The sequence below is a fragment of the Halomonas sp. ALS9 genome (genome assembly GCF_001651035.1).
GTDB lineage: Bacteria > Pseudomonadota > Gammaproteobacteria > Pseudomonadales > Halomonadaceae > Vreelandella.
Window position 1 is genome coordinate 44,730 of sequence record NZ_LXRG01000022.1, and the last position, 17,325, is coordinate 62,054.

Annotated in this window: 18 protein-coding genes; 16 read left to right on the forward strand and 2 right to left on the reverse strand. The window is 53.0% G+C overall.

Annotated features, from left to right (window positions below):
- Nucleotides 1–163 precede the first annotated feature (163 nt).
- Both A6R74_RS00955 and A6R74_RS00960 read left to right on the forward strand, forming a co-directional pair.
- Nucleotides 164–1,330: a hypothetical protein gene (locus A6R74_RS00955; RefSeq protein WP_064232502.1), complete on the forward strand. Its 1,167-nt coding sequence runs from the start codon at nucleotides 164–166 to the stop codon at nucleotides 1,328–1,330.
- Nucleotides 1,331–1,372: 42 nt separating this feature from the next.
- Nucleotides 1,373–2,209, forward strand: coding sequence for a mechanosensitive ion channel family protein (locus A6R74_RS00960; RefSeq protein ID WP_064232503.1), 837 nt, complete (start codon nucleotides 1,373–1,375; stop codon nucleotides 2,207–2,209).
- A gap of 6 nt (nucleotides 2,210–2,215) precedes the next feature.
- Here A6R74_RS00960 and A6R74_RS00965 read toward each other — a convergent pair whose 3' ends face one another.
- Nucleotides 2,216–2,950, reverse strand: a complete 735-nt coding sequence (locus tag A6R74_RS00965) for a YebC/PmpR family DNA-binding transcriptional regulator (protein ID WP_064232504.1) — start codon at nucleotides 2,948–2,950, stop codon at nucleotides 2,216–2,218.
- A gap of 223 nt (nucleotides 2,951–3,173) precedes the next feature.
- On the opposite strand from A6R74_RS00965, the gene A6R74_RS00970 reads away from it, so the two are divergent.
- Nucleotides 3,174–3,791 carry a LysE family translocator gene (locus A6R74_RS00970; protein WP_205634122.1) on the forward strand — a complete coding sequence of 206 codons (618 nt, stop codon included), beginning with the start codon at nucleotides 3,174–3,176 and terminating at the stop codon, nucleotides 3,789–3,791.
- 58 nt (nucleotides 3,792–3,849) lie between these two features.
- Nucleotides 3,850–4,341 carry a glutathione peroxidase gene (locus A6R74_RS00975; RefSeq protein WP_064232506.1) on the forward strand — a complete coding sequence of 164 codons (492 nt, stop codon included), beginning with the start codon at nucleotides 3,850–3,852 and terminating at the stop codon, nucleotides 4,339–4,341.
- 6 nt (nucleotides 4,342–4,347) lie between these two features.
- On the opposite strand, the gene A6R74_RS00980 is transcribed toward A6R74_RS00975, so the two are convergent.
- Complete coding sequence (locus tag A6R74_RS00980; protein WP_064232507.1) at nucleotides 4,348–4,734, reverse strand: DUF7079 family protein; 387 nt, start codon at nucleotides 4,732–4,734, stop codon at nucleotides 4,348–4,350.
- A 323-nt stretch (nucleotides 4,735–5,057) separates the two neighbouring features.
- Between A6R74_RS00980 and fabV the strand changes: the two genes are divergently transcribed.
- The 12 genes from fabV (at nucleotide 5,058) to A6R74_RS01040 (ending at nucleotide 17,319) form a co-directional block, all read left to right on the forward strand.
- Nucleotides 5,058–6,269, forward strand: coding sequence for an enoyl-ACP reductase FabV (fabV, locus tag A6R74_RS00985; protein WP_064232508.1), 1,212 nt, complete (start codon nucleotides 5,058–5,060; stop codon nucleotides 6,267–6,269).
- Between the two features lie 57 nt (nucleotides 6,270–6,326).
- The gene (locus tag A6R74_RS00990; RefSeq protein ID WP_040480793.1) at nucleotides 6,327–6,542 is read left to right on the forward strand and encodes a hypothetical protein; all 216 of its coding nucleotides are present in this window, start codon (nucleotides 6,327–6,329) and stop codon (nucleotides 6,540–6,542) included.
- Nucleotides 6,543–6,729: 187 nt separating this feature from the next.
- The gene (locus A6R74_RS00995; RefSeq protein ID WP_205634123.1) at nucleotides 6,730–7,707 is read left to right on the forward strand and encodes a GlxA family transcriptional regulator; all 978 of its coding nucleotides are present in this window, start codon (nucleotides 6,730–6,732) and stop codon (nucleotides 7,705–7,707) included.
- Nucleotides 7,708–7,808: 101 nt separating this feature from the next.
- Nucleotides 7,809–9,023, forward strand: coding sequence for an aspartate aminotransferase family protein (locus A6R74_RS01000; RefSeq protein WP_064232509.1), 1,215 nt, complete (start codon nucleotides 7,809–7,811; stop codon nucleotides 9,021–9,023).
- A gap of 50 nt (nucleotides 9,024–9,073) precedes the next feature.
- Nucleotides 9,074–10,138 carry an arginine N-succinyltransferase gene (locus tag A6R74_RS01005; protein ID WP_064232510.1) on the forward strand — a complete coding sequence of 355 codons (1,065 nt, stop codon included), beginning with the start codon at nucleotides 9,074–9,076 and terminating at the stop codon, nucleotides 10,136–10,138.
- Nucleotides 10,138–11,169, forward strand: a complete 1,032-nt coding sequence (gene astA / locus A6R74_RS01010; protein WP_064232511.1) for an arginine N-succinyltransferase — start codon at nucleotides 10,138–10,140, stop codon at nucleotides 11,167–11,169. The genes A6R74_RS01005 and astA overlap by 1 nt, the downstream gene beginning before the upstream one ends.
- 168 nt (nucleotides 11,170–11,337) lie before the next feature.
- On the forward strand, nucleotides 11,338–12,810 hold the full coding sequence (astD, locus tag A6R74_RS01015) for a succinylglutamate-semialdehyde dehydrogenase (RefSeq protein WP_064232512.1): 1,473 nt from the start codon (nucleotides 11,338–11,340) through the stop codon (nucleotides 12,808–12,810).
- Entirely contained in the window at nucleotides 12,807–14,165 is a 1,359-nt protein-coding gene (astB, locus tag A6R74_RS01020) for an N-succinylarginine dihydrolase (protein ID WP_064232513.1), read from the forward strand. The genes astD and astB overlap by 4 nt, the downstream gene beginning before the upstream one ends.
- A gap of 110 nt (nucleotides 14,166–14,275) precedes the next feature.
- Nucleotides 14,276–15,373: a ParA family protein gene (locus tag A6R74_RS01025; protein ID WP_064232514.1), complete on the forward strand. Its 1,098-nt coding sequence runs from the start codon at nucleotides 14,276–14,278 to the stop codon at nucleotides 15,371–15,373.
- Nucleotide 15,374: 1 nt separating this feature from the next.
- Nucleotides 15,375–16,076, forward strand: coding sequence for a RelA/SpoT domain-containing protein (locus A6R74_RS01030; RefSeq protein ID WP_064232515.1), 702 nt, complete (start codon nucleotides 15,375–15,377; stop codon nucleotides 16,074–16,076).
- Nucleotides 16,077–16,388: 312 nt separating this feature from the next.
- On the forward strand, nucleotides 16,389–16,829 hold the full coding sequence (locus A6R74_RS01035; RefSeq protein ID WP_064232516.1) for a GNAT family N-acetyltransferase: 441 nt from the start codon (nucleotides 16,389–16,391) through the stop codon (nucleotides 16,827–16,829).
- Nucleotides 16,830–16,905: 76 nt separating this feature from the next.
- The gene (locus A6R74_RS01040; protein ID WP_064232517.1) at nucleotides 16,906–17,319 is read left to right on the forward strand and encodes a GNAT family N-acetyltransferase; all 414 of its coding nucleotides are present in this window, start codon (nucleotides 16,906–16,908) and stop codon (nucleotides 17,317–17,319) included.
- Nucleotides 17,320–17,325: the final 6 nt, after the last annotated feature.

The following is a 17,325-nucleotide window of genomic DNA, read 5'->3' on the forward strand; positions in this document are numbered from 1 at the left end:
TAAAAAAATAGTCCGTTAAGTGCCCTAATGACCGTCTATAAAGACTGTCTATAAAAACTGCCTATAAAGACTTTATTCTAGACCATAAGTTCGTATTTGAGGTTAGTAACAGTGAGCGCCGTGCTAAAGTGATCGCCTAACGCCAGTCATAAGGACAAGAGTCATGGGGGAGTCATCATCATCGGCCGACACGCCGTTGTGGGCGGTCGTTGAGCTAGATCACTTTCGCACCCCTGAGCAGACCCAGGCGAGCCAGTGGCGACGCTCGTTACGTTCGGCTTCGACGTGGCTGGTAGGCAAAAACAGCGCTGAACAACAGGTAAAGGAAGAAAATGAACTGCGTGCGTTACCTGAGGTTAAGCTAGCACATATAGTGCCGCCCATTGATTGGGCACCCGCAGCAAAGGCTTTGGCGCAGCAGCTAAACGGTCTGGAAGCGCCGGTTGCATTTTTTATTACCCCGCCGCACTGCGGCCATGTCTCAGTGGTTCGTCAGTGGGCGGAGCTGCAACATTTTACCTGTCTGCCGCCACCCACGCTTAGCGAGCTTACCGAAGGCGGTGCTCAGTGGGTTGAGCGCTTTGCAAATCAGCGAGAATGGGCTGTTACCGCGCTAGAGCGTTATTTTTTACGCCACACCCAGGGTATTCAGGGCGTTCGTGAGTTTCTTGAGCGCGCCTTAAGTGGCCGCTTGGGGCAGGGTGTGATTGGCTGCAATAGCTGGACGTATGCCTACCTACAAGAAGTGATCGGTATCGAAGGGGCACCGGTGTTTACTCTTCAATCCATGGAGGGCGAACAGCTGTCGCACTACTTTGCCAAGATTGCGGCCTATGAGGGGCAGTCTCCGTTGGTCTACAGCACGCGAACCGGCAAGCCGGTATTGGCTGAATCAGCAACCCAGTCTAACGATAAAGCCCCTAACAACGATAAAACCCCTAACAAAGAGCTACAGCGCTTAGCCGCTCACTGTCGTGGTCATATCGGCCTTGCTTGGCACTACTGGCGGGAGCGACTGCGCGAGCCAACATCAGACGATGAAGAGGCGCTGTGGCTGGTAGATGCCCTCGCCGAGGCGGAACTTTCCACTGATACCGGAGATATCGCCACGCTGGTACTGCATGCGCTCTTGATTCATGGCGGGTTGGATGACCACTCGCTCGGGCAGGTGTTGCCATTTTCGCACCATGAAGCACTCAATGCCCGGTTAGCGTTGCAGCGCAAAGGGATTGTTTCAAGCAACGATGGTCGTTGGCAGATCACACCCTTGAGCTACGCGAGCGTTCGCCAGCTATTAGAATCGCGCAATTATCTGGTTGATCCCCTTTAAGTCGCCGCGCTAAAAGCGACAGGCCTGCGGAGAGCACCATCCATGGACGAACAACAAAAGTACGCACGACTGTTTAACGATATTGATAGCCAAACGCTGATTACCCTAGGGATGGTGCTGTTATCGACCATTGTGCTGATTATTGTCAGTCAACGAGGTCTCAACTGGTTGGCCACACGGTTACATGGGCAAGTGCGTTTCCGCATTTTTGCACTCGTGCCGTTGACGCGTTTATTGATTTTGATTACCGCGCTGGCCATCATCGTACCGATTGTTATCGAGCCGTCGCTACGCAATATGGTCACGCTGCTGGGAGCGCTTGGCTTAGCCATTGGTTTTGCCATGAAGGACTACGTAAGCAGCTTGATTGCGGGAGTCGTTTCGGCGATTGAGTTGCCTTATCGTCCTGGGGACTGGGTGAATATTGAAGGCACTTACGGCGAGGTTAAGCACGTCGGTTTGCGCACGGTAGACATTCAGACACCCGACGATGATTTAGTCGCCGTGCCACACTTAAAGTTGTGGGATCACGCCGTTTACAACGCCAATAATGGTGGTACCAGCCTGCAGTGCGTGGCGAGTTTTTACCTTCACCCCGAGCACGAAGCAGGCTGGGTACGTAAAGCGCTGCGCGATGTGGCGCTGACCAGCGCCTATCTGAAGTTCGATAAGCCGGTCATTGTGGTGGCCGAAGAGAAACCCTGGGGCACTCACTACCGCATCCGTGCCTACCCGGTGGATCCTCGCCAGCAGTTTCTGTTTATTACCGACCTAACCGTACGTGGTAAAACAGTACTGAATGCTGCGGGCGTTCAGTCAGCGATGTTGCCACCGGATGCCGCCCTGGATGCGCGCAACGCGGCAGAATCTTCTTACTAACGGGTGTTAAGCATCGGTAGACTCAGGTAGCTCACCGCTGTGGTAGACATTTTGTACGTCGTCCAGCTCGTTGAGCATGCCAAGAAATTTTTCAAACATGGCCACGTCGTCGCCTTCCACCGGGGTGGTGGTTTGCGGCAGGAATTGAATCTCGTCAGCTTCAAAGTCAATGTCACCGAAGGCATCCAGCAGCGCCTGTTTGGCTTTGGCGTAGTCGGTATGCGGTGCAAAAACGGTGATCCGCTCACCCTCTTGCTCAATGTCAGTGACATCCACATCGGCTTCCATTAATGCTTCGAGCACGGCGTCTTCATCGCTTCCGGCGAAGGAGAAGATGGCACAGTGGTCAAACATATGGCTGACGCTACCGGGGGTGCCGATTTTGCTCTTGGTTTTGGTGAAGCAGCCGCGAACATCGCCAAAGGTGCGGTTGGGGTTGTCGGTAAGGCAGTCGACAATCACCATTACATTGCCAGGGCCGAAGCCTTCGTAACGGGCGGCGGAAAAATCTTCGCCACCGGCGCCGCTGGCTTTGTCGAGCGCTTTATCAATAACGTGAGAAGGCACCTGATCTTTTTTGGCCCGCTCCATTAAACCGCGCAGCGCCAAGTTGCCATTGGGATCGGTGCCACCAGCTTTAGCGCAAACGTAAATCTCGCGTCCATACTTGCTGTAGACCTTGGTCTTTGCATCGGCCGTTTTGGCCATGGATTCCTTACGGTTCTGAAAAGCCCTACCCATGTTGCCGTCCTATGTTTTCTATACGCCCCGCGCAGTGGGCGGCGGGGCGGTTGTTTTAAAAAAGACAAAAAGTGCAAAGAAAAAAGTGAGAGCGCAAATTTTACCCAACAGCGTACCATGCTAACAGCGTTATTTAAGACGCTTACCGAAGTGTTGCTTGGCTTGGCGTATACTGGCCGCAACCCCCCATACTGTGATATCGACCCTTCAAGGAGGAACAGGCATGCCGTTGACACTTTGGCTATCACTCGCCGCGGTTTGTGCCATGGGGGCTATGTCGCCGGGGCCGAGTTTGGCACTGGTGCTGCGCCATACGTTGGGCGGCGGGCGTTTCACTGGGGTGACCGCTGCTATCTTCCATGCCTTTGGTGTGGGCTTTTATGCGTTACTCACTGTTTGGGGATTAGGTGCAGTAATTGCCGGCTTTCCGCTGCTGTTCCAAATGATTACCTGGTGCGGCGCGGCGTATTTGGCATGGCTAGGGGTGAAAGCACTGCGCGCTGGCAAAGCGGGTGCCTTAGAGCCTGATGCGATTGTGACTAGCCGGGGCCAGGCCGCCAAAGAGGGCGTACTGGTGGCGTTAGGTAACCCGAAGCTGATTCTATTTTTTGTCGCACTGCTGAGTCAGTTTGTGACCCCGGAAATGAGCGATCTGGCTAAAGCGATCATTGTGTTAACGGCGATGTTGATTGACGGAGGGTGGTACGTGCTGGTCGCAGTGGTGCTTTCTCATTCACACATTCTGCCCTGGCTGCAGCAGCGTGCCCACTGGATTAACCGTATCACCGGCGTATTATTAATCGCACTGGCGCTAAGAGTCGTCGCTGGGCCGCTGGTGTAAAAAGCATAGCCGTGGCATGGTGATACCCATGCCGTTTGTGGTTTTGTGGGGCTGATTGATGCAAATTTACGACCAAGATTGCTTTACCCACCAAGGGCTGCCGTTCAATCTGCGCGTGCTGCGCGGTCAAGTGTTGCTGGTGGTGAATGTCGCCAGCCAGTGTGGTTTTACCCCGCAGTTAAGCGAGTTAGAATCGCTCTATCAGCGCTACCGGGATCGTGGCTTCACTGTGCTCGGTTTCCCGTGCAACCAATTTGGCCGCCAGTCACCGGAAAGTGCCCAAGCGTTTTGTCAATTTGGCGAGCAGCAATTTGGCGTCAGTTTTCCGTTACTGGAGAAGGTTAATGTCAATGGCCGTGATGCCCACCCTCTGTTTGTACTGCTCAAGCGTGAAGCACCTGGCGTGCTGGGCACACAACTAATCAAATGGAATTTTACCAAGTTTCTGGTGGGCCGTGACGGCAAGGTGATTGCCCGTTTTGGGCCGCGGGATCACGGGCGCCCACTTCGTCTGGCATTGGAAGAAGCGTTAGACCAGAGCTACCCCTAACGCTATCTAAATCTGCTCGCCCCGGGCAACGGCCACGCGGCTAATGAGCGTGTTTAAGCGGTGACGCACCATCATGGTGGTTAGGCCTGAAAACAACGCCCAGCTTTTGCGCCGCCAACCTTTCAACCGCAGGTTGTGGCTTACCAACTGTTTCATCAACTTATAGTCATCAAATTGCCGCCACTCGCTGGCGATCGAGAGCTGGTGGCGGGACATCACCGGGGCCATTTCCAAGCGAAACATCCACTCAAGCTCGTTAAGGGTCATATCATAGCGCTCTATGACCTCGACCATACGCGCGTAATCGCGTTCGCTGGGTTCACGATCCAGCCACAGCGGGGCTAGCACCAGCCATAAATCGCCGCGTTCATCTACTAGCTGCTGTGCATTCATGATTGCCTCATGGTAAGTCGTTGCTGACACAAGTGCTGATACAAGTACTGACACAAATACTGGGGCAGCTATCGTGACGCGAAAGTGTTTCTAGCTCAAGGGCGGACTACCGCTTAAGCATGGACAATAGCTCAAGGGCGGACAGGGCGCCGGTAGACCGCTAGAATACCCCCACTGAATCATGACATTGCTCATGAAATTGCTCTTGAAATTGCTACGGCAAACGCTATTGCAAAAACTAACGCTGTGGCAAAACTATGGCATAACGATGTTGCTAGTTATGATGTCAAAAAAGCAAAATCAATCCGATAACGAGGTTCGATGTGATTATTAAACCCAAAGTGCGCGGCTTTATTTGTACTACCACTCATCCCATCGGCTGCGAGCAGAATGTTCGCGAACAGATTGAAGCGACCCGTGCTCGTAGCTTGGATAAGCAGGCGGGCCCGAAAAAAGTGCTCGTCATTGGGGCTTCAAGTGGCTATGGGTTGGCCGCACGTATTACCGCAGCGTTTGGCTATGGCGCCGACACGCTTGGCGTGTTCTTTGAAAAGCCCGCCACCGATAAAAAACCGGGCACCGCAGGTTGGTACAACAGCGCTGCTTTCGATAAGTTTGCCAAGCAGGAAGGCCTGTATAGCAATTCGATTAACGGCGATGCGTTCTCCCATGAAGCGCGGGAAAAAGCCATCGAATTGATCAAGCAAGACATGGGTGAGATTGATCTGGTGGTTTACTCGCTGGCGTCCCCTGTGCGCAAGCTGCCGGATAGCGGCGAACTGAAGCGCTCAAGCCTTAAGCCGATTGGCGAGACCTACCGCGCCACCGCTATCGACACCAATAAAGACGCGATTATCGAAGCGGAAGTAGAGCCAGCTACCCAGCAAGAGATCGACGACACCATCACCGTGATGGGTGGCGAAGATTGGGAGCTGTGGATGGAAGCCCTTGACCAGGCGGGTGTGCTGGCCAAGGGCGCGCGCAGCGTAGCGTTTAGCTATATCGGCACTGAAATCACCTGGCCGATTTACTGGCACGGTGCGCTGGGTAAAGCCAAAGAAGACCTGGATCGCGCCGCAGCGGCTATCGATGCCAAATTGAAACAGAGCGGTGGCGGTGCCAATGTGGCAGTGCTCAAGTCGGTTGTCACCCAGGCTAGCGCGGCCATTCCAGTTATGCCGCTGTATATCGCCATGGTCTATCGCATCATGAAAGAGCAGGGTCTGCACGAAGGCACTATCGATCAGTTGAACCGTCTATTTGGCGAGCAGCTCTACTCGGCCGAAGGCCTTCGCGGTGAGTTCTCCACCGACGACGTTGGACGTCTGCGTCTGGATGACTGGGAATTGCGCGATGACGTACAGCAAGCTTGCCAGGACCTTTGGCCGGAAGTGACGACGGAAAACTTATTCGAAATTACCGACTATGCTGGGTATAAGCACGAATTTTTGAAACTGTTTGGTTTCGAGCGTGACGATGTTGATTACGACGCCGACGTCAATCCAGAGGTTAAGTTTGATGTCGTGAATCTGTAAGCCATTCACTGGGGCGGGGGAGCGCCGCCCAATTCGACCGGAACGCGGGAGGTGTTTATGGATACTAGGGAAAGCAAAACCCCGGAAGAAGAGAAGCAGCACATTATCAATGAGCGGATACCAGAGGATTATGAAACCTCCAAACCGCATCTACAGCCTGAAGCCAAGAAGCGACCAGACGGGTTATACAAGCTGCTACCGTTGGTGGTGATCATTCTCGGCGTAATTGTGGTTAGCATCATCGTGCTAGGCATTATTAATCGGGGAAATTAGTGCTTAACTAGGCTTTAAATTGCCGGGCTTTGGCCCGGCAATTTGCATTCATGCGTCACGTTTTTGCTGCAGTGGTCATAACGCTGCCATCCTCTACGCAATTGGGTAAGATGGTCGCTTCCCTAGGCCGATGGCGGTTTTTCATGCGGTTTTTTATACAATTTTTTATACAAGCCAGTCAGTTATCATGCTGCCCAACCCGTTAACCTCCCACACAGGTATCACCCGTCGGCGGGTGGCTTTTCTGTTGTTGCCGGGGTTTTCGTTATTGACCCACTCCAGCGCGCTAGAACCGCTGCAAATGGCCAACCAACTAAGTGGGCAAATGCTTTACCAAACCTTCACGCTAAGCCTCAATGACGAGCCAGTGCGGAGTGGCGCCCAGCTTTCGCTCATAGCGCAGCATGAGCTAACTACTGCTCTAGGCCCACTAGACCTGCTGTTTTTATGTGCACCGACACCATTGCCCTATACGCTGCCCGCCAAGCTCAATGAGTGGCTGCGGGGGCACCAGGGCCATGGTGTAGCGCTAGGGGGCTTGGCAGGGGGCACCGAGGTATTGGCGCGCTGTGGTTTGCTAGAAGGTTATCGGGCGACGCTGCCCTGGCAGCGTTTTGAGGCCTTTTCCCAGGCTTATCCGCAGGTGACGCTTTCTCAACAGCTGTTTGAAATTGACCGCGATAGACTCACCTGCGCGGGCGGTACTGCCGCCATGGACTTAATGCTGACGCTGATTGGTCAGCATCACGGTGCGCGCTTAGCGGAACAGGTGTCGGAACAGTTTGCCTGCGACCGCATTCGCTTGGCAGATGAGCGCCAACACGTGCCGCTGCGTAGCCGCTTGGGCCACGCGCCGCAGAGCTTGGTGGATGCCGTGACGCTGATGGAAGCCAATATTGAGGAGCCGCTCTCGACCCTGGAACTGGCCGAGCACTTGGGGATCTCCCGGCGTCAGTTGGAGCGACTATTTAAGAAGTATCTGCAGGCGGTGCCCAGCCGCTACTATCTCGATTTGCGCCTGCAGGAAGCCCGCAAACAGCTGCGCGAAAGTGACCGGCCAGTCGGCGATATTGCCTTTGCCACGGGATTTTCCTCTGGCGCCCACTTCTCTACCGCCTACCGTCACCATTTCGGCATGACACCGCGGGAAGAGCGCCTGGGTTAAGCGCCGCTATTCATAACTTACCGTCCCATTACTGAAAGCGGTTACCCTTATTACCCCTTTATACTGTTTTCATTCTATTCCTCCATTGGAGCTAGCGTGCCATGAGCCATACCCCAAGCCGTCAAGATTACGACCACTACATGACGCCCAACTACTCACCGCAGCAGGTCATTCCCGTGCGTGGTGAAGGTAGCCGCTTGTGGGATCAGCAGGGGCGAGAATATATCGACTTCGCCGGGGGGATCGCGGTTAACTCCCTTGGCCATTGTCATCCGGTGCTGGTTAACGCGCTTAAAGAGCAGGGCGAAAAGCTGTGGCACCTCTCCAACGTATTCACCAACGAGCCAGCGCTTGCCCTCGCCAAAACGCTGGTCGAGCGTACCTTCGCCGATAAAGTGTTCTTGTGCTCCTCCGGCGGTGAAGCCAACGAAGCTGCGCTGAAGCTGGCGCGCCGCTGGGCGGTGGATAACCACGGCGAACACAAAGATAAAATCATCTCGTTCTACCAATCCTTCCACGGGCGTACCTTCTTCACCGTTAGCGTCGGCGGCCAACCCAAGTACTCCCAGGGCTTTGGCCCGGTGCCCGGTGGCATCCTGCATGCTGACTACAACGATCTGGAAAGCGTCCGCAAGCTGGTCGGCGACGATACCTGCGCGATTATGGTGGAACCCATGCAGGGCGAGGGCGGCATCGTGCCCGGCACGCAGGCGTTCCTCCAGGGGCTGCGCGACCTGTGCGATGAACACAACGCGCTGCTGATTTTTGACGAAGTGCAAACCGGCGTTGGCCGCAGCGGCGAGCTCTACGCCTATAAAAATTACGGCATTACGCCGGATATTCTCACCAGCGCGAAATCCCTGGGCGGCGGTTTCCCCATTGGCGCCATGCTGGCAATCGACTCGGTGGCTAAATCATTAGTTGTCGGTACCCACGGCTCTACCTATGGCGGTAACGCGCTGGCGTCTGCCGTTGCTCTGGCTGCGGTAGAGTTTATCGATACCCCCGAAGTGCTCCAGGGCGTTAAGCATCGCCACGATCTGTTCCGTGAGCATCTGGAAACCATCAACCGCAAGTACGGCGTGTTCAAAGAGATTCGTGGTATGGGCCTGCTGATGGGCGCCCAGATGTCGGATGCCTATGAGGGCCGTGCCAAAGATATCCTGCCGCTGGCGATTGAAGAGGGCCTGATGGCGCTGATCGCAGGGCCGAACGTACTGCGCATGGCGCCTTCCCTAGTTATTCCAGAGGCAGATATCGCCGAGGGCATGGCCCGCTTGGAGCGCGCGATTGAGCGGTTAGTTGCGACCGCATGAGTGAACAACAGGCTGCGTCACTCGTGTTAACGGAAGGGGAGGCGTCGAGAATGCTGGTAGTTCGACCCGTTAAAGCGTCGGATCTCATGGCGCTGGAGCAGTTGGCGGAACACGCGGTGCCGAGGCTGACCAACTTACCCGCCAACCGTGAGCGGCTTCAGGAGCGCATTGCGCGCTCTCAAGACGCCTTTAACGGTGACGTTGAGTTTCCAGAAGACGAGCACTATACCTTTGTCCTGGCGGACGATACGTGCGAGGAAGTACTAGGCACGGCGACTATCCGTGCCCAGGCGGGCGCCAACGAGGCCTATTATACCTACCGTCAGGAAACGCTGATTCACGCTTCCCAGCAGCTCAACGTGCGCCGCGAAGTGCAGACGCTGGCGCTCTCCCATGAAGTGTCGGACGCCACGCTGCTGTGCGCCTTCTCGCTTAATCCCCGCTATAAAGGCACCAGCGCGGAGAGCCTGCTACGCCGAGCGCGGTTAATGTTTATCGCCCAGTATCCAGAACGGTTTTCGCGCATTCTGGCGGTGGCCTTCCCCGGCTATCTGGATACGCGCAGCGAATCGCCTTTCTGGGAAAGCGTAGGACGGCACTTTTTCGCCCGCAGTTTCCAGGATATGAATCACATTGCCGGAGTGCGCTCGAAGAGCTTTATCGCCGAAGTCATGCCCCAGTTTCCGCTCTATTTGCCGTTGCTAACGCCCCAGGCGCGGGCGGCGATAGGTCGTGAGCACCCCGCTCACGAAGAGGCGCTGGAAGAGATGCTGGCGGAGGGCTTTGTGCGTTCGCGGCATGTGGATATTTTCGACGCGGGGCCGATTGTCAAAGCCGAGCGCGAGCGGTTAGAAACCTTCCGCAGTGCCGCCTGGCACCCTGTTCGCATACGCCCGGAGCACACCTTGCCTGATGCTGAACCGGCGCTGGTTGCCAATCAAAAACTGGGTGAGTTCCGTTGCATCGTCGCGCGCTACGCGCTCTCGCCCACCGGTCAGTTGATGCTATCTCCTGAGCACGCCGAGCGGTTGGGCGTCACGGAAGGGCGGGCGGTACTTGCCGCGCCGCTGACGTTACCCACCGCGGTAGATGCACTCGATGAAGGAGAGATGTAATGCGCATTCGACCCATTGCCCGTGATGATTTGGATGGGCTTCAGGCGCTTGCGCAGCAGGCGGGCGTTGGCTTTACCTCGCTGCCGGATAACCGCGAGTTTCTAGCCGGTAAGATTGAGTCTGCCGCCAGCGCCTTTGAAGAGCGCACCCCGGTGGATGACCGGCTCTACTTCTTTGTGCTGGAAGACGAAGCAAGCGGCGAACTCGCTGGCTGCTGCGCCATTGAGGGGCAGGTGGGCCGGGAAGTGCCGTTCTACAACTATCGGCTGGGCACCTTGGCACACTCTTCGGTGCAACTGGATCTACACCGCACCATCGATACGCTGTTTTTAAGCTCTGACCACACCGGTGACGCCGAAGTGTGCTCGCTGTTTCTGCGCCCGGAATACCGCGGCGAAGCCAACAAACACTTGCGCAATGGCGCGCTGCTTTCCAAAGCTCGCTGGCTGTTTATCGCCCAGTTCCGCGACCGTTTCCCCGATAAAGTGCTGGCGGAAATGCGCGGTGTGTTTGACGAAAACAACACCAGCCCTTTCTGGGAGAGCCTGGGTAAACACTTCTTCCCCATGGATTTCAGCGAAGCGGATCGATTAACCGGTCTAGGGCAGAAAAGCTTTATCGGCGAGCTGATGCCCAAGTTTCCCATTTACACCACCTTTATGGCCGAAGAGGCGCGGGCCTGTATTGGTCAGGTGCATCGCCATACCCGCCCGGCGCTGGAAATGCTTAAAAAAGAGGGACTGCGCTGGGAAGGCTATATCGACATTTTCGATGGTGGCCCGACGGTCGAAGCTTATATTGACGACGTGCGCGCCATCCGTAACTCACGGCTCTGCCAGGTGGAAATATCCAATAGCGCAGCGGAAGAGAGCGTTAGCCGCTGGCTGGCCGCCACCACCCACATGCTGAACTTCACAGCCAGCTGGGTAGGTCGTGCGCCTACCGATGACAACACCATCGTGCTTAGCGAACAAGAAGCGCAGCGTTTAGGCGTTTCCACCGGCGATACCTTACGGTTACTCGAAACCTAAGGAGCCTCTGATTAATGTGATGAGCGCAGGCCAGACAAGGCAAAAATCAACGAAAAAGCGGAGTTTACGGGGGGGAAATGAGCATTTTGAGGCGATTTTTAACGCAGTATGGCCAAGCGCAATAGTTAATCAGAGGTTTCCTAGGCGACGTTTACAGGAGAATTTTTTATGCACGCCCAACAGCAGCAACTCATCAATGGCGCCTGGGTCGCGGGCGACGCAGAGCCGTTGAGCAAGGTTGACCCCGTTTCCGGTCAGCCGCTATGGCAAGCCGCGACCGCCAGCGCTGAGCAAGTCGCCGCAGCGGTAAAAGCCGCCCGCGGTGCCTTTCCCAACTGGGCGCGTACCCCCTTTGCCGAGCGTCAGGCGCTGGTCGAACGGTTTGCCGAGGTGCTCAAAAACCGTAGTGAAGCGTTAGCCGTGGCAATCGCCTCTGAAACCGGTAAACCACTCTGGGAAGCGCGCACCGAAGCGGGTGCCATGGTGGGTAAGGTGGCGCTGTCGGTTAAGGCGTATAACGAGCGCACCGGTGAGCGGGAAAAAGCCGTTGGCAGTGCAAAAGCGGTGCTGCGCCATCGCCCCCACGGCGTGATGGCGGTGTTTGGCCCTTATAACTTCCCTGGTCATCTGCCCAACGGGCATATGGTGCCTGCGCTATTGGCGGGTAACTGTGTGGTCTTCAAGCCCAGCGACCAAACCCCGCTGACGGCAGATTTAACCCTGCAGTGCTGGCTGGAAGCCGGTCTGCCCGCAGGCGTTATCAACCTGGTGCAGGGCGGTGTGCCGGTGGGCCAAGCGCTGGCAGGTAATCCCGATATTGATGGCCTGCTGTTTACCGGCAGCGCCAAAGTGGGCGGTATGCTGCACCAGCAGTTTGCTGGCCAACTGGATAAGATTCTAGCGCTGGAGCTGGGCGGCAATAACCCCCTGGTGGTGAAAGATGTCGACGACGAGCGGGCAGCGGTTCTGGCGATTCTGCAGTCGGCATTTCTCTCCGGCGGCCAGCGCTGCACCTGCGCGCGGCGTTTGATGGTGCCTGAAGGCGCCGTCGGTGATCGCTTGATCGATGCGCTTTCAGAGGCAATCGCTAAGCTGCACGTGGCGGGTCAGTTTGAGGAAAATCCTGCGCCGTTTTATGGTGGCTTGGTCAGCGTGGCGGCGGCGGATGGCTTGCTTCAGGCCCAGGATGAATTGGAGTCCATGGGCGGCACGGTAATCAACCGCATGCTGCGCCTGCAGGAGAACACCAGTCTGTTAAGCCCTGCGCTAATCGACGTGACGGGATTGGATGTGCCCGACGAGGAGCACTTTGGCCCGCTGCTGAAAATCCACCGCTATAGCGATTGGAATGAAGCGCTCGCGCTTGCCAACAACACCCGCTACGGGCTTTCCGCCGGATTGATTGGCGGTGATCAAGCCGATTGGGACGACTTCTTGCTGCGCATTCGTGCCGGTATCGTCAACTGGAACCGCCAAACCACCGGTGCCTCCGGCGATGCGCCTTTCGGCGGCGTGGGTGACAGCGGCAATCACCGCCCCAGCGCGTTTTACGCGGCGGACTACTGCGCCTATCCGGTCGCTTCCATGGAAGCCGACAGCCTGGAGATGCCCGAGACCCTGCCGCCGGGAGTCAGTCTATGAGCGCCCTCGACGTCCGGGAAGTCAATTTTGACGGCCTAGTCGGCCCAACCCATAACTACTCGGGGTTGGCGGTAGGTAACGTCGCTTCCATGAGCCACGGCGGGTTAGTGTCCAACCCCAAAGAGGGCGCGCTGCAAGGGCTTTTAAAGATGAAGTCGCTGATGGACGCAGGCTATGCCCAGGGCGTTTTGCCTCCCCAGCAGCGGCCAGATATTGGCGCACTGCGCGATTTGGGCTTTAGCGGCAGCAATAGCGAAGTGCTGGCCCGTGCCGCCAAAGAGGCCCCTCAGCTACTGCGGGCGGTCTGCTCGGCGTCCAGTATGTGGACAGCGAATGCGGGCACGATCACACCAAGCCTGGATGCATCTGATCGACGGGTACACTTCACGCCAGCAAATCTACAGTCCAGCTTTCACCGCTATTTAGAGCCGCAAACGACTGGCCGGGTGCTGCAGGCAATTTTCCACGACGAGCAGCACTTCGCCCACCATCCGGTGCTGCCTGCAACGCCCGCCTTTTCCGATGAAGGTGCGGCCAATCACACCCGTCTATGCGGTGAGCACGGGGAACCCGGCGTTCATCTGTTTGTGTATGGCCGCCAGGCGTTTGGTGACGTGCGTAGCGGCGAGCGCGAACCCAAGCACTATCCGGCTAGGCAAACCCTGGAAGCCAGCCAGGCGGTGGCTCGCCAGCATGGGTTAACCGAGGCGCAAACGGTGTTTGCCCAGCAGCATCCGGACGCCATCGATGCAGGCGTATTCCATAACGATGTGATTGCCGTGGGCAACGGCCCCGTCCTGCTCTACCACGAAATGGCCTTTCTGGACGAAGAGGGCACCCTGGATGAGCTGCGCGCTAAAATGGCCACGCCGCTGATTCCCGTGCGCGTACCTTTGGAAGCGGTAAGCATGGAGGATGCGGTAGCCTCGTATCTGTTTAACTCGCAGCTACTCTCCAACCCGGATGGCACCATGACTCTAGTGGTGCCCGGCGAATGCCAGGAGCGAGAAACAGTATGGCGCACCATTCAAGACCATTTGCTGGCGGGTAATAACCCGATTAGCGAAGTGATCGTTAAAGACGTCAAGCAGAGCATGCGCAACGGCGGCGGCCCCGCCTGCCTGCGACTGCGCGTGGTTCTTTCCGAGGCAGAGCGAGCAGCGCTAACTGGCCGCGTGCTGCTCACCGATGGGCTTTACGATGATCTCACCGTCTGGGTAAATCGCCACTATCGCGACCGGCTGGCTGTGGACGACCTCAAAGACCCGCAGCTCGCGCAGGAGTCACTAGCCGCGTTGGATGAGCTAACCCAGTTGCTAACGATTGGGGCTGTTTATCCGTTTCAGTTAGGGTAAATGCGTGTAATTAATAGTTTTTGTTGTTAATTTTATTTAGAGCTTGTGCGTTGAATATATGATGTTTTATAATCTATAAAATTTTTATTTATAATATTTCAAGGAGACTTATGAGAATAATATCTATATTCAATAATAAAGGGGGTGTTGGAAAATCGACTTTGACTTATCATTTAGGCGCAGCTCTTTCTGAGCAAGGAAAACGTGTACTCTTAGTGGATCTTGATCCACAGTCGAATTTAACATTGTATGGGTTGACTGAACATCAGCTTGAAAAAATTTGGAATGGAGAAGATGAATTTATTGCAGATTATAGAGCTGCAAAAAACAAAATGTCATCAAAAGAGTTTGAGGAGTTTCATAAAAAGAACCACTCTATCCATTACTTATTGAAGCCTATCGAAGATGGAGAGTCTGATGAGACAGTGCTTTGTGAACCAATAAAATTAAAAGATAATTATGATTTGATACCTGGTCGATTAACCCTCCATTTGTTTGAAAATAAACTTTCAAAACAATGGAGCGATGCTTTTTTAGGTGATCCGCAGGCAGTTAGAATAGTCACTGCGATTAGAAAAATATGTGAAGACTATGCTGTTGAATTTAATTACGATGTGGTTTTAATTGACACTTCACCTAGTTTAGGTGCTTTAAATAAAATAATTATTTCAAACTCTGATACCTTTTTGATACCATGTGCACCAGATATGTTTTCTGACTATGGTATTCGCAATATAGGTAATGCTTTAAAAGTTTGGCAAAAAGAATTTAATACGATGCATTCTTTGTTGTCTGACAGTAAAAGAGAATACTTCCCCAAAGAGTTTGTTAGGTTGCTTGGCTATACAGTATATAACGCAAAAAAGAGAACAGATGCTCCAAACGAGCTAAATGTTGCGCTTGCTCATTATAACTATGCAAAAAAGTTACCTTCAACAATTAATAAATATATACCACAAACATGCCTAATTAATGATGCAGTAAATTTTTATGATAGCTCAATAGGTGAGAATTCCGTAATTCACGGTCATGGCACTCTCCCAACTATGGCTCAGAAATATAAGAAACCTATGTGGGAAGTTCCCGATGTCCCTGATTTAGGGGAGGAAAAGAATACTATTCGAGGAAACGCTGGTCTTTATCGTGCAACCCAGGTTGGATACCTTCGTCTTGCTCAAGCTGTATCGGAAAGATTGGAGCTATTATAAAATGAGCGATGAAAATATCAATGAAATAACTTCTATCATAAGGAATGATTTGCATCTTTATGAGTTGTTACACGATAAATTTGTTTCTTATTTGAATAGAGATCCTATTTTAAAGAGGCTTGTACACAGCCACAAGTCGAGGTTTAAAGATTTCGGACACCTTGAAGAAAAAATAAAGAGAAAAAATGCCGAGGATTTGGCGCTTGATGAGAGTGAGAGAAAGGGGCAAATTACTTCTGAGAATGTTAAGTCGAGAATTACAGATATATGTGGAATTAGAATACTTCATATATATATTGGTCAGTTTGAAGAGATACATAAGGCACTTATGAGTTATGTGCGTTCTGGAGAGTTGTCGCTTTTTGAAGAGCCAAAAGCGTATACTTGGGATCCTGAGTATTCACGTTATTTTGAAGGTCTAGGAGTTAGATCGAAACTGAAGGAGAGTTTTTATACTAGTGTTCACTATGTTTTTAAACCAAGAGAAGATAGTGATATTACATGTGAAGTGCAAGTGAGAACTCTATTTGAAGAAGTTTGGGGTGAGATTGATCATGACTTTAATTATCCTGAAAATTCAAAGAGCAGAATTATTCAGGAGCAACTAAAAGTTCTTGCTAGAGTTGTTGGCGCGGGTACAAGATTGTCAGATTCAATATATGGTATTTATAGAAATGAGGAAGCTGATAAAAAAGATGTTTAGCGAAATTATGTTCTTGATTTTTTATTCTCTCTGAAAAGCTGGTTTTGATTTAACGTTAAAGGGTAGTGTTGTATATTTTAATTTTTTGCATTATGTTGCTAGGTTTTTTTTACATATTGTTGATGATTCTTTGGATGAGTTTAGTAAGTGAAAAATCATGACCTAATTATCAATGCTCAGTGATCTAGTGCTAATTGGAGCGGGTACCTGTTTTTCCCGCGTTACGTTGTCCCTACAAAATTCACAAGTGCCGATCTTAACTTAAGTCATGTAATTCGGCATTAATTCATTATAAGACATAGGGTTATTTGATTGTATCCTCAATCAAAATTCACTCAGCACTCGCAACCTCAGACCTGCGCGCGGCTGGCTTATGCAAAGTACATACAGCGTATCGGCCGTGAACCAGCACCGATGCATGCTGACTTTGCGAGCCAAATCGATAAAGGCTACATCGACGTTGCCACCCTTGATTTACAGTTTGCGGGCTACGTGGTGTTCTATCCAGATGGCGATTATATGCATCTCGAAAACGTCGCCGTGCTGCCGATTTATAGTGGCAACGGTATTGGTAAGCAATTGATTGAACACGTTGAGCGTGCAGCCAAAGAGGCCGGGAACAAGGCCGTAGAACTCTATACAAATGAAGCCATGACGGAAAATATCGCCATGTATGCGAAGCTTGGATATATCGAAATTGGCAGCAGGTGCGAAGCAGGGTTTAATCGAATTTACTTCCGAAAGCAGCTATGAATTGATGACTGATACGAAGAGATCGCTCTAACAGGCTGGCAGGATGTAATTGACGAGTAATACTGGGGATCGAGATATGACGCCTATTATTAAGCCTACTAACGATAAGGCGTTTGCGGAAAACATAATTCTTCGGAATATGTCAGCCTATTACAAACAGCTGGATATGCGCTGGGATACTGACCTATTTGATAAACAGTGGCGTGAGTTAGACAGCTACGAGCTGGTCATAAACGCGTCACGAGTGGGGCTGCTGTGCGTAAATCACGATGAAAGCGCTTACTATATTCGGGAACTACAAATTGATCAAAAATGGCAGCGCAATGGCTTCGGTACAGCGGCAATTCGATACACGGAAGAAATTGCTCAACAAGCGGGCATTCACTTGCTTCGGCTACGTGTATTTTATATAAACCCGGCGGTAGCGCTTTACGAACGTATGGGATTTCGTACCCGTAAAACGGAAGATAATACTCCGCGCGCTCAATAACTAAGT